9 protein-coding genes are annotated in these 12,141 nt (G+C 60.8%); 4 read left to right on the plus strand and 5 right to left on the minus strand.

The window, feature by feature from the left end:
* The first annotated feature begins 352 nt into the window (after positions 1–352).
* Positions 353–808 carry a hypothetical protein gene (locus tag G5306_RS14950; RefSeq protein WP_201938577.1) on the plus strand — a complete coding sequence of 152 codons (456 nt, stop codon included), beginning with the start codon at positions 353–355 and terminating at the stop codon, positions 806–808.
* Positions 809–883: 75 nt separating this feature from the next.
* Here the strand turns inward: G5306_RS14950 and argH are convergent, their stop codons facing one another.
* From argH to argC, 5 genes are all read right to left on the minus strand, one after another.
* The gene (argH, locus tag G5306_RS14955; protein ID WP_421313076.1) at positions 884–2,269 is read right to left on the minus strand and encodes an argininosuccinate lyase; all 1,386 of its coding nucleotides are present in this window, start codon (positions 2,267–2,269) and stop codon (positions 884–886) included.
* Positions 2,270–2,880: 611 nt separating this feature from the next.
* Entirely contained in the window at positions 2,881–4,116 is a 1,236-nt protein-coding gene (locus tag G5306_RS14960) for an argininosuccinate synthase (RefSeq protein WP_033115910.1), read from the minus strand.
* 68 nt (positions 4,117–4,184) lie between these two features.
* On the minus strand, positions 4,185–5,096 hold the full coding sequence (locus G5306_RS14965) for an ornithine carbamoyltransferase (protein WP_201938571.1): 912 nt from the start codon (positions 5,094–5,096) through the stop codon (positions 4,185–4,187).
* 25 nt (positions 5,097–5,121) lie between these two features.
* Positions 5,122–5,901 carry an acetylglutamate kinase gene (gene argB, locus G5306_RS14970; RefSeq protein ID WP_033115912.1) on the minus strand — a complete coding sequence of 260 codons (780 nt, stop codon included), beginning with the start codon at positions 5,899–5,901 and terminating at the stop codon, positions 5,122–5,124.
* Between the two features lie 22 nt (positions 5,902–5,923).
* Positions 5,924–6,931 (minus strand): N-acetyl-gamma-glutamyl-phosphate reductase, encoded by a 1,008-nt coding sequence (gene argC, locus G5306_RS14975; RefSeq protein WP_421313077.1) that lies wholly within the window; start codon positions 6,929–6,931, stop codon positions 5,924–5,926.
* A 271-nt stretch (positions 6,932–7,202) separates the two neighbouring features.
* On the opposite strand from argC, the gene argE reads away from it, so the two are divergent.
* The 3 genes from argE (at position 7,203) to ybaK (ending at position 12,029) form a co-directional block, all read left to right on the plus strand.
* Positions 7,203–8,348, plus strand: a complete 1,146-nt coding sequence (gene argE, locus G5306_RS14980; protein WP_421313078.1) for an acetylornithine deacetylase — start codon at positions 7,203–7,205, stop codon at positions 8,346–8,348.
* A gap of 231 nt (positions 8,349–8,579) precedes the next feature.
* Positions 8,580–11,213, plus strand: coding sequence for a phosphoenolpyruvate carboxylase (gene ppc, locus G5306_RS14985; protein ID WP_118854538.1), 2,634 nt, complete (start codon positions 8,580–8,582; stop codon positions 11,211–11,213).
* Between the two features lie 351 nt (positions 11,214–11,564).
* The gene (gene ybaK, locus G5306_RS14990; protein WP_005336092.1) at positions 11,565–12,029 is read left to right on the plus strand and encodes a Cys-tRNA(Pro) deacylase; all 465 of its coding nucleotides are present in this window, start codon (positions 11,565–11,567) and stop codon (positions 12,027–12,029) included.
* Positions 12,030–12,141 lie beyond the last annotated feature (112 nt).

A 12,141-nucleotide genomic window follows, 5' to 3' on the forward strand; every position in this document is an offset into this window, starting at 1 on the left:
GAACATTTTAGATAAGAAAATTTACATGATCTTAATAGCCATAAGTTTCATGAATGAAAAATGATGTGTTCAAGGAGATGGCGGGCATGTACCGGTATATAGCGAAGAGTAGCCCTGCGGTTTCCGGTTCGTTGCGGCAATACCCCTTTGCCGCCTTGATCTGCAGCGGCAGCCGCTGGCCGTCCGGCTCTCTTGTGATGCCCTCAGTTGTCATGCCCAAGCACGAGGCGGTCACTCAAATCGCTTGATTGCTCAATGAGTTGGCTATGGCTGGCGTTTTTTCATCGTTCTGGCCCCGCTTATGCATTTCTCTTGGCAACACCATCAAGGGTCGTTGTCGCGGAGAGATATCATGATCAGCAGCCTGCTTCCCCTTGCCTCGATCGCCCTCAAGCTGGGCAGCCAGCTGCTTGGCAGCAGTAGCAAACCCCAGCCCGTGCAGCCTGCCGTACAGGAGGAGCACCTAGCCCCGACCGTCCAGAGCCTGTTCCAGCGACTTGGTATCAAGGATGCCGATAGCGAACAGAACCGCTCGGCCATCAACCACTTTATGGGGGAGCTGATGCAGACCCTGGGGCAGGAGAATGGTGGCCAATCCCTCACGGCTGCCATCGACAGCGCCCGCAATCAGCTGGCGAGCGGCACCCAGAGTACACGCCTCGATGCGCTGCAAAGCGAGCTCGATACCCTCAAGGATTCCCTCGGTGCCAGCCATCTCAACCTCGATCAGCTGCTCGGCGCCTTTAAACAGACCCTGCCCAATGGCAAGGGAGATGGGGTTGGCAAACTGCTAAATGCCAGCGCGTGAACGGCGGTGAGCAATAAAAAACGGCAACCTTGGGTTGCCGTTTTGCTTTCTAGTTCGAATGACAAGCAGGTTGGTTTAAGCCGCCCGTTTGGCCAGCCACTGTTCGGCGGCAGTCAGGGCTGCTTCTACCTGCTCCCGGGCAACGCCGCCTTTGGCAACCCGTTTGGCCAGTGTCGCTTCCAGTTCCAGATTGGGGTAGACGTCGAACTCGATTACCGGGCTGAAGCGCTGGAACTCGCCGATGGAGAGCTCCTCCAGCGGTTTGCCCACGCTGATGGCAAAGACCACGGTTTCACCGACGATATGGTGCGCCTCACGGAATGGAATCCCCTTGGCCACCAGATAGTCCGCCAGCTCGGTGGCGTTGGCGTAGCCGCCCTGCGCCGCCGCCATGGTGCGCTCACCATTCACCCTCAGATCGATCAGCACCAGCGCCGCCATATCGAGGCAGTCGTGCCAGGTATCGAGGGCATCAAACAGCCCTTCCTTGTCTTCCTGCATGTCCTTGTTGTAGGCCAGCGGCAGCGCCTTGAGGCTCATCAGCATGCCCATCTGGGCGCCGACCACCCGGCCAGTCTTGCCGCGGATCAGCTCCAGCGCATCCGGGTTCTTCTTCTGCGGCATTAGCGACGAGCCGGAGGTGACCGCATCGGAGAGCTCGACAAAGCCCGCCTCGCCGGTGTTGTAGAAGATAAGGTCTTCGGCAAAGCGCGACAGGTGGGTCATGGAGAGGGACGCCACGTGCATCAGCTCCACCACGTGATCCCGATCGGAGACCGAGTCCAGACTGTTGCGGGTGGCGCCGCTAAAGCCCATGTCCAGCGCCAGCGCTTCGCGGTCGATGGCATAGGCGGTGCCCGCCAGCGCGCCGCAGCCGAGCGGGCTGGTGTCGAGGCGCTTGAGCGCATCCTGCAGCCGGGAGTAATCCCGCTCCAGCATCTCCACATAGGCCAGTGCCCAGTGGGCGTAGGTGACCGGCTGGGCCCGCTGCAGGTGGGTGTAACCGGGCAACACGGCCGCCTGATTGGCACGGGCGGAGGCGACCAGCCCCTGCTGCAGAGCTGTGATGGAGCCGAGCAGCAGCTCGCCCTGGGCCTTGCACCAGAGTTTCAGGTCGGTGGCGACCTGATCGTTGCGAGAGCGGCCGGTGTGCAGCTTTTTGCCGAGATCGCCGACGGCGGCAATCAGCTGGCTCTCGACCCAGGAGTGGATATCTTCGGCATCCGAGCTCAGGATCTGCTGGGGATCCTGCTGCACCGAGGCGAGCAGCACCTCCATCGCCTGTTGCAGTTTGCCCTGCTCATCGGCGGTCAACACCCCCACCTTCACCAGCGCTTTGGCCCAGGCCATGGAGCCCTGAATATCCTGCTCCGCCAGCCGGTAATCGAACCGCAGCGAATCGTTGAACTGCTTGAACCGGCTATCGGCTCCCTGACTGAAGCGTCCACCCCAAAGTGCCATACTGCTCTCCTTGAATGCGTTGTCGGTAGGCGTTTGCGCCTGCCGTACTCGCGCGGCCCCTTGGCCTGCGCGCAGAAATCTTGCCCTGTATTTTTCTGCATAACAGTGCGGTGGTGATCGGTGCTGCTATCGTTGGTCACGTCACATCAAGCAACTGAGAATCGCTCCCCTCTCCCTCTGGGAGAGGGCTAGGGTGAGGGCAATTCCCCTCATCCCCAGCCCTTCTCCCGCAAGGGGAGAAGGGAGCGGAACGCTGTTCTGTCGAACCACGTGGGATAACCTGTCAGCGCTAAATGGTTAGCCAGCTGTTGTTACATCTAATCCCGATCGGTTCCCTCTCCCTTTGGGAGAGGGTTAGGGTGAGGGCAATTCCCCTCATCCCCGACCCTTCTCCCCTTGTTTTTCAAGTACGCGGGAGAAGGGAGATAAATATTTCAGCATCTGATTCAAACCGCCCCTGTTATCTCACAGAAGCGGCCCGAGCGCTGCCGCTCTTGTCACAGCTCACCGGTTATCCTTCCCCCGCTTACAGACGAAGGAATCAGGTCGCCGCTTATAAGTGAGGGGGCCAAGCCCCCTCACCGGTTTTCTGCGGCTTGAACCCTCGAGGCTTAACCGTGGGTGTGGTCGCCACCGATGGCCTGATGCTGCTCCTTCATGGCGCGGATCCGGCTGGCCAGGGTGTAGAGACGGATAAAGCCTTCGGCATGGCTCTGGTCATACACTTCGTCGGCGCCGAAGGTGGCGAAATCTTCGGAGTAGAGGCTGTTCGGCGACTTCTTCTGCACCGCGGTGACCTGACCCTTGTACATCTTCAGCACCACTTCACCGTCCAGATCTTCGGCAATGGCGTTGGCAGAGGCGAGGATCGCCTTGCACAGCGGGGTGAACCAGCGGCCGTCATAGACCAGATGGGAGAACTCGGCACCCAGCTTCTCCCGCCAGGCGCGGGTCGGGCGATCCAGTACCAGCTCTTCCACGGCGCGCAGCGCGGCGACCATCACGGTACCGCCCGGGGTCTCGTAGCAGCCGCGGGACTTCATCCCTACCATCCGGTTTTCGGTGATGTCGATGCGGCCCACGCCGTGCTTGCCGGCACGCTCGTTCAGGGTCATCAGGATCTGGTGCGGGCTGAGCGGCTGATCGTCAACGGCCACCACTTCACCCTGCGCCACGGTCAGCTTGACGTACTCCGGCTGATCCGGTGCCTGCTCAGCCGGTACGGTCCACTGCCAGACCGCTTCGGAGGGCTCGTTCCAGGTGCTCTCCAGCTCGCCACCCTCGGTGGAGATGTGCCAGGCGTTGGCGTCGCGGCTGTAGATCTTCTTCAGGGTCGCCTTGCAGGGGATGTTGCGGGTCTCCAGATAGGAGAGCAGATCTTCCCGGGAGCGCATGTCCCAGATCCGCCACGGGGCGATCACTTTCAGCTGGGGTGCCAGCGCGGCGACCGCACCTTCGAAACGCACCTGATCGTTGCCCTTGCCGGTGCAACCGTGGGAGATAGCATCGGCCCCTTCCGCCAGCGCCGCTTCGACCATCGCCTTGGCGATCACCGGACGGGCCATGGAGGTGCCCAGCAGATAGGTGCCCTCATAGACGGCGCCGGTCTTCAGAGTCGGGTAGACGTACTCTTTGACGAACTCTTCCCGCAGATCCTTGATGATGCACTTGGTGGCACCGGAGGCGATGGCCTTCTGCTCGATCCCTTCCAGATCGTCGCGCTCCTGACCGACGTCGGCCACGAAGGCGATGATTTCGGCGTCATAGTGCTCTTTCAGCCAGGGAATGATGGCCGAGGTATCCAGTCCACCCGAGTAAGCCAGTACGATCTTGTTGATTCCGCTCATGTTATTTCTCTCCGTGATGATTCGATGATGATTCAATAAAAGTGTCGCGATTCAGGTTGAGTACCGCGTTACTTGCCACCCAGAAGGGTCAGCAACACGGCGTTCTGGATATGCATCCGGTTTTCGGCCTCGTCCATGATGAGGGAGGCGGGGCCATCCATCACCTGCGAGGTGATCTCCAGCTCCCGGTGCGCCGGTTGGCAGTGCAGCACGTGCTGGATGCCGGTGCGGTCGAGCAGGGCCTGATTGATCTGGTAAGGCATAAAGAGGTCTTTGACCTGCTCCATCGGGGTGTTGTCGCCCATGGAGACCCAGGTATCTGTGTAGGCCACGTCGAACCCTTCGATATCTGCCACGTCATCGCTGATGTGGATGGTCGCCCCTGACTTGGTCGCCAGAGCCTGCGCCTGCAGGAAGATCTGGGTATCCGGGCCGTGGCCTTTCGGGCAGATCAGGGTGACGTCGGTGCCGAGGGTCGCCCCCAGCAGCAGCAGAGAGTGGCTGACGTTGTTGCCATCACCGAGGTAGGCAAGCTTCACCTTCGACAGATCGTCGTAGTGCTCGGCAATGGTCATAAAGTCGGCCAGCCCCTGACAGGGGTGATAGAGGTTGCACAGGCTGTTCACTACCGGTACTGTGCCGTGCGCTGCCAGCTCGACCAGAGTCTGGTGATCGAACACCCGGGCGACGATGGCATCACACCAGCGGGACAGGTTGGCGGCGAAATCCTTCACCGACTCCCGCTTGCCCAGCGCGCCGTTCTGCTGATCCAGATAGACGCTGTGGCCGCCCAGCTTGGCGATGCCGATGTCGAAGGTGACCCGGGTACGCAGGGAGGGCTTCTCGAACAGGGTCACCACGCTCTTGCCGGCCAGCGCCTGGCTGTACTTCTTCGGGTCGGCCTTGACCGCTTTGCCCAGCGCAATCAGCGCTTCAATCTGGGCTTTGTTCAGATCACTGTCTTTCAGAAGATGTTGCATCGGATGTTCCTTGTTCCGGTGGAGATCAAATAGCTACCTGGGTGCCGACGGCGCCGCCAGCCAGCAGCTTGAGCAGCTGATCCGGGTAACGCCAGCTGGCGACACAGACCGGCTTGCCGAGGGTCTGGGCGGCGTGCAGGGCCGCTTCTACCTTGACCGCCATGCCATCGCGGATCACCCCTTTCTCCATCAGATCCAGCGCGGTCAGCTTGTCGAGCTGGGGCACCAGCTTGCCCTTGCCATCGAGGATGCCGCTCACGTCGGAGAGCATCACCAGATCGGCACCGAGCGCCTCGGCAATGGCGGTGGCCGCCTGATCCGCGTTGACGTTCATCAGCTGCCCCTCGGCGGTGATGCCGATGGAGCTCACCACCGGCAGGAAGCCCTGACCGAGGATGCCTGCTACCAGCGCCGGGTTGCCCGGCTTGCACTCGCCGACTGCGCCGAGATCCGGGTCGAGCTGGGTCACCTGACACAGGCCGCCATCTGCCAGACAGAGCCCCACCGCCGGAATACCGGTGGCGATCGCCTTGGCCATCATCTGCTTGTTGGCAGTCCCCGCCAGCGCCCCGGCAATAAAGGGGATCTGCTCGAAAGGGGTCACCCGCAGGCCATTCTTCTTGGTGGAGGTAAGACCCAGCCCCTTGAGCAGGTCATCCACCAGACAGCCACCGCCGTGTACCAGCACCAGCGGACGGTGCTGATCGTCGAGAAAGGTTTTGAGGGTGGCGAACAGGGCGGTCAGCGCCTCGTCGTTCTCGATAAGGGCGCCGCCCAGCTTGATTACCAACGTCTGTTTGTCCATGTTCGAGATCCTTCCTAAGTCCTTAAATCAGGCCGGTGGCCGGTTCAAATCCAAATTTGATATTTATGCACTGCATGGCTTGCGAGGCAGCGCCCTTGAGCAGGTTGTCGATGGCAGAGACCACCACCAGCATGTTGCCCTGCTGTTGCCAGGCGATATCGCAGTAAGGGGTGTTTGCCACACCGCGAATAGAGGGCATCTGGCCGGTGAGGCGCACCAGCGGCTTGCCTTCATAAGCCTTGAGGAAGGCCTGATCCACCTGAGTGGGGGTTACGCCGTCCGCCAGCTGCACATAGATGGTGGCCAGAATGCCGCGCACATAGTTGCCAAGGTGGGGCTGGAACAGCACCTCCTTGCCGAGGTGATGGCTGATCTCCGGCTGGTGTCTGTGATTGAAGGTGCCGTAAGGGTTAAGGCTCACTTCGCAGAAGCTGGTATTGATGGCCGCCTTGCGCCCGGCGCCGGAGACCCCGGAGACGGCGTTGATGATGGGCTGCCACCCCTTGGCAATCAGGCCATCCTGCTGCAGCGGCTTGAGGGCGCACAGCGATGCGGTCGGGTAGCAACCGGGCACGGCTACCAGCTGGGCGCTGGCGATGGCATCGGCATTCCACTCCGCCAGGCCATAGACGGCCTGATCCAGCCACTGTTCGCTGTCGTGGGTGAAGCCGTAGAAGCGGTCGTAAAAGCCCTGATCCTTGACCCGGAAGGCGCCGGAGAGATCGAACACTGGCAGCCCCTTGGCGAGAAACTTGGGCGCCAGCTCGGCGCTCACCTCGTGGGCGGTGGCCAGCAGCACCAGATCGGCCTGGGTCAGGATCCGGGTCATGCCGTCGTCGTCCAGCGGCAGCAGAGGCTGATCGAGGGCGCCGACCCACTGGGGATGCAGGGAAGAGAAGCGCTTGTGGGCATCCTGACTGCCGGCGGAGACATAGAGGCCGAACAGTTTGAGTTGTGGATGGTTCTGTACCAGTGCGGCCAGTTCGGCTCCCGCGTAGCCACTGGCACCGACGATAACGGTGTTAAGCATGTTGAATATTCCAAGTCAGAGTTCGAGATTCACAGCATGACGCTGCAGTGCACAAGGGTGTTCGAGCGCCCCTTTGCACAAGTGCGGAGGGGCAATTCAGGCGGGTGTGTGTCGTCGGTTATAGATCAGGTGACAGAACATTAACTTTCCCTTACAACTAGAAGCCTTTGTTGATGAGCCAGATATTCAGGTAAAATTACAGAATATTCATGCACTCACTTTGCATTTGTATTTTCTAACAGAAACATTCCGGGGACGCAAGGAGGAGCTGATGGCCAATCTGGATTTTTTTTCACTTTATAAGAATATTATTGCGATTCCCTCTATCAGCAGCACGGATCCCAAGTGGGATCAGAGCAACGAGGCGGTGATCCGGCTGCTGGCCGACTGGTTCGGTCAGCTCGGTTTTCAGTGCGAGGTGACGGCACTCCCCGACCTGCCGGGCAAGTTCAATCTGGTGGCTACGATCGGTCAGGGGGAGGGGGGTCTGCTGCTGGCAGGTCACACAGATACTGTGCCGTTCGATGAGGGGGGCTGGAGCAAGGATCCCTTCAAGGTGACGGAAGAGGGCAACCGCCTCTATGGCCTCGGCACCATCGACATGAAGGGCTTCTTCGCCTTTATCGTCGAGGCGCTCAAAGAGATCGATCTCACCAAGCTGACCAAGCCGCTGCGCATTCTCGCCACTGCCGATGAAGAGACCACCATGGCGGGGGCCCGCGCCATCGCCGCGGCGGCCGAGCTGAAACCCGACTATGCCGTGATTGGCGAGCCGACCGGACTGGTGCCGGTGGTGGCCCACAAGGGACACATGTCGGAGGCGATCCGCATTACCGGCAAGAGCGGTCACAGCTCGGATCCCGCCAACGGCGTCAACGCCATGGAGATCATGCACAAGGCGATGGGGCAGGTGCTGCGCTTGCAGCAGGATCTGAAAGATCGCTACGCCGACCACCGCTTTGCCGTGCCGCAGCCGACCCTTAACCTGGGTTACATCCAGGGCGGCGACAGCCCGAACCGCATCTGCGGCTGCTGCGAGCTGCATATCGACCTGCGACCCACCCCGCAGGTGGGGCCGGATGAGCTGATGGGGATGCTCAAAGAGGCGCTGTCGCCCATCGAGATCCACCAGCCGGGCTGCCTGCATCTGCAACATCTGCATGAACCCATTCCTGCCTACGCCTGCGCCGACGACTCTGTGCTGGTGCACGAAGCTGAGAAGGCGAGCGGTCGCGCCGCCGAGTCGGTCAACTACTGCACCGAGGCGCCGTTTATCCAGCAGCTTGGCTGCGAGACCATAGTGATGGGCCCAGGTCATATCACCCAGGCGCACCAGCCGGATGAGTATCTGGACCTCTCCTTCGTCAAGCCGACCACCGCGGTGTTGCAACACCTGATCAGACGTTTTTGCCTGTAGCGGCGACGGTGAAAGGGGCGTAAAAACTGTAAGTAAGTTACATAACAAGCCGGTTGTGGAGTGGTGATGGAAATACATGTTCTGAATCGGCCTGTTATTTGACCTTGCGCAGACAATCTGGGTAGATTGTCACCCTAAGATGACGGAGCATATGTTGTAATCGCACAACAATAAGTGAGGTCGTCTCGCACCCCGGATGGGTGTCAGGCACCAACAAGATAAGGATGTGGAATGAACGAAAAGTACGCCGCACTACGCGCCAACGTAGGCATGCTGGGTCAGCTGCTGGGTAAATCCATCAAGGATCATCAGGGTCAGGCCTTTCTCGACAAGATCGAAACCATTCGCCAATTGGCCAAGTCCTCCCGCAAGGGCAATGAATCAGACCGGGAACGTCTGCTCGATACCCTGCGCACCCTGAGCGATGATGAACTGCTGCCGGTGGCCCGCGCCTTCAGCCAGTTCCTTAATCTGGCCAACGTGGCGGAACAGTTCCACACCATCTCCCGTCGCTGTGAAGAGCAGGTCTGCACCCCGGATCCGCTGGAGCAGATGTTCGACAAGCTGAAAGCCTCCAACCTGTCGCAAGAGGCCATCATTGCGGCCGTGCGCGAGCTGGATATCGATCTGGTGCTGACCGCTCACCCCACCGAGGTGACCCGTCGCACCCTGATCCACAAGCACGTACAGCTCAACGACTGCCTCGAGGCGCTGGAGCTTTCCGACCTGCTGCCCCGCGAGCGGGACAAGATCCTCAATCGCATCGAGCAGCTCATCAATCAGGCGTGGCACACCAATGAGATCCGCGAACAGCGCCCGACACCGGTCGACGAGGCCAAGTGGGGCTTCGCCGTGGTGGAGAACAGCCTGTGGCCTGCCATCCCCGAATTCATGCGCAATCTGGACGAGCGTCTGCAACACCATCTGGGTGTGCGGCTGCCGCTGGATGCCGCGCCGGTCAAGTTCACCTCGTGGATGGGCGGTGACCGAGACGGCAACCCCTTCGTCACCGCCAAGGTGACTGCCGAAGTGCTGGAGCTGGGCCGCTGGATGGCGGTGAGCCTGTTCTACAAAGACATCAAGGAGCTTACCTCCGAGCTCTCCATGTCCGACTGTACCGACGCAGTGCGCGCTCGCGTTGGCGATCACCCCGAGCCCTACCGTGCGCTGGTGCGCGAGCTGCGTGAAGCGCTGCGCGAAACCAAGGAGCATCTCACCGCCAAGGTGCAGGGCCAGGCGAGCGAGAGCCAGGATCTGGTCAAGACCACCGCCCAGCTGCGCGAGCCGCTGGAGCTCTGCTACCACTCATTGCACGCTTGCGGCATGGGCAACATCGCCGATGGCATGCTGCTGGACGTGCTGCGCAAGGTCGCCTGTTTCGGCATCCATCTGGTCAAGCTGGATATCCGTCAGGATGGCGAGCGTCACGGGCTGGTCTTCTCCGAGCTGACCCGCTATCTGGGTCTGGGTGACTACGCCGAGTGGAGCGAAGATGACAAGCAGGCTTTCCTGCTCAACGAACTGAATTCTCGCCGCCCGCTCATTCCTCACGACTGGGAGCCGAGCGCCGAGGTGCGCGAGACGCTGGATACCTGTCAGGTTATCGCCGAGCACGACCCCGATGCGTTTGGCATCTACATCATCTCCATGGCCGGTGCGCCGTCCGACGTGCTGTCGGTGCAACTGCTGCTCAAAGAGGCTGGTTGCAAGTTCCGCATGCCGGTCGCCCCGCTGTTTGAAACCCAGGATGACCTGATGGCAGGCACCGCCGTGATGGAGCGTCTGCTCTCGGTGGACTGGTATCGCGGCTACATTCAGGGCCGTCAGTACGTAATGATCGGCTACTCCGACTCCGCCAAGGATGCGGGCATGATGGCCGCTGGCTGGGCCCAGTACGCCGCCATGGAGTCGCTGGTGGGGCTTGCCGAAGCCAACAATATCCGCCTCACCCTGTTCCATGGCCGTGGCGGTACCGTCGGTCGTGGTGGTGCGCCTGCCCATCAAGCCATCCTCTCCCAGCCGCCGGGATCCCTGCGCGGCGGTCTGCGTACCACCGAACAGGGGGAGATGATCCGCTTCAAGTTCGGTCTGCCGAAAGTGGCGATCAAGAGTCTGGAGCTCTACACCAGCGCCGTGCTGGAAGGGAACCTGCTGCCACCGCCCAAGCCGAAAGAGTGCTGGCGCGAGGTGATGGAACAGCTGGCCGCCGACTCCTGCGAGCACTACCGCAGTATCGTGCGCGGTCATCCGGACTTCGTCCCTTACTTCCGTGCCGCCACCCCGGAGATGGAGCTCGGCAAGCTGCCGCTCGGCTCCCGTCCCTCCAAGCGCAAGCCCAACGGCGGCGTCGAGAGCCTGCGCGCCATTCCGTGGATCTTCGCCTGGACCCAGAACCGCCTGATGCTGCCGGCCTGGCTCGGTGCCCACAAGGCGCTGCAACAGGCCATCGACGGCGGCAAGCTGGCGGTGCTGGAAGAGATGAGCGCCCAGTGGCCCTTCTTCCGCACTCGCCTCGAGATGCTGGAGATGGTGTTCCTCAAAGCGGACGTCTGGCTCGCCGAGTACTACGACACCCGTCTGGTGCCGCAGGAGCTGTGGGGCCTTGGCAAACAGCTGCGTCAGGAGCTCGCCGAATCTATTGAAGTGGTGCTGAAACTGAGCCCGCGCGGGGATCTGCTGGAGGATCAGCCCTGGATCAAGGAGTCCATCAAGCTGCGCAACCCCTACACAGACCCGCTCAACGTGCTGCAGGCCGAGCTGCTCAACCGCTCCCGCAACCACCCGGAGACCCTGCACCCCGAGCTGGACAAGGCGCTGATGGTCACCATCGCCGGTATTGCCGCAGGTATGCGCAATACGGGTTGATAGCCAGCCCAAGCAAGAGGCTTTAGTTATATCTATCAAGCCAAAGGGCGCCAATAAGGCGCCCTTTGTTTTTTTGTTGCCCGGCAGAATTCGGCTCGATGGGAGCCTCACCCATGTTTTGGGCGGTATTTTGTAGGGTGCAATAAGCACAGCGCATTGCACCGCTCGAAAATGCTCTTTGCCTAGTCTCGTCCTGTGTTTCATAGGGCAAGTGGCACAATTCACCTTGTTAATTGCACCCTACGTATTATCGGTGATGGGTACATATTTCCCCTCCGGCTTGCATCCCTCGCCATGCAGGCGCAGACTGTTTGGCCTTGTTTTTATGCGATTCGATTCAAGGCAACCATCATGACTCCTGCCATCAACCTGCTGAAGAAGCTAAAAATTCCCCACAAGCTCTACCCCTACGAGTGCGAAGCCCACGACGATTTCGGCAAGCATGCCGCGACCCAGCTCGGGCTGCCGGAGGCGCAGGTGTTCAAGACTCTGGTTGCCCATCACGACAAGCAGGCGGTGGTGGCCATCGTTCCCTCATCCGGCATGTGCAGTCTGAAGCAGCTGGCCAAGGCGACTGGCCTCAAGAAGGTGGAGATGATGAAACCGGCGGAAGCGGAGAAGCTGACCGGTTACAAGGTGGGTGGCATCAGCCCGCTGGCCCAGAAGAAGCTGCTGCCCACCGTGCTCGACGAGTCGGCGCTGCAGTTTGACGAGATCCTGGTGAGCGGCGGCAAGCGCGGCCTCTCGGTCGGTGTGGCGCCGCAGGATATGCTGACGCTGATGAAGTGGATCGCCGCTCCCATCGGCGAAGAGTAGTGCCGGGCACGTTGTGAACCTGTTCTCCGGGCCTGTGGTGGCCCGGATAGCCCCACCTGTGAGCGGGCGCGTGCCCTGTGCTCAACGGGGTGCGTGCCAGTCTATAATGGGT

Source organism: Aeromonas sp. 603404 (genome assembly GCF_049171775.1).
In the GTDB taxonomy this organism is placed as follows: Bacteria; Pseudomonadota; Gammaproteobacteria; order Enterobacterales; family Aeromonadaceae; genus Aeromonas; species Aeromonas veronii_A.

What these genes read in the sequence shown, in the direction of transcription:
- G5306_RS14960 (WP_033115910.1), bottom strand. Translation starts at nt 4,116, where the DNA reads ATGAGCGGAATCAACAAGATCGTACTGGCTTACTCGGGTGGACTGGAT.
- argC (WP_421313077.1), bottom strand. Translation starts at nt 6,931, where the DNA reads ATGCTTAACACCGTTATCGTCGGTGCCAGTGGCTACGCGGGAGCCGAA.
- argB (WP_033115912.1), bottom strand. Translation starts at nt 5,901, where the DNA reads ATGGACAAACAGACGTTGGTAATCAAGCTGGGCGGCGCCCTTATCGAG.
- argH (WP_421313076.1), bottom strand. Translation starts at nt 2,269, where the DNA reads ATGGCACTTTGGGGTGGACGCTTCAGTCAGGGAGCCGATAGCCGGTTC.
- G5306_RS14965 (WP_201938571.1), bottom strand. Translation starts at nt 5,096, where the DNA reads ATGCAACATCTTCTGAAAGACAGTGATCTGAACAAAGCCCAGATTGAA.
- ybaK (WP_005336092.1), top strand. Translation starts at nt 11,565, where the DNA reads ATGACTCCTGCCATCAACCTGCTGAAGAAGCTAAAAATTCCCCACAAG.
- argE (WP_421313078.1), top strand. Translation starts at nt 7,203, where the DNA reads ATGGCCAATCTGGATTTTTTTTCACTTTATAAGAATATTATTGCGATT.
- ppc (WP_118854538.1), top strand. Translation starts at nt 8,580, where the DNA reads ATGAACGAAAAGTACGCCGCACTACGCGCCAACGTAGGCATGCTGGGT.
- G5306_RS14950 (WP_201938577.1), top strand. Translation starts at nt 353, where the DNA reads ATGATCAGCAGCCTGCTTCCCCTTGCCTCGATCGCCCTCAAGCTGGGC.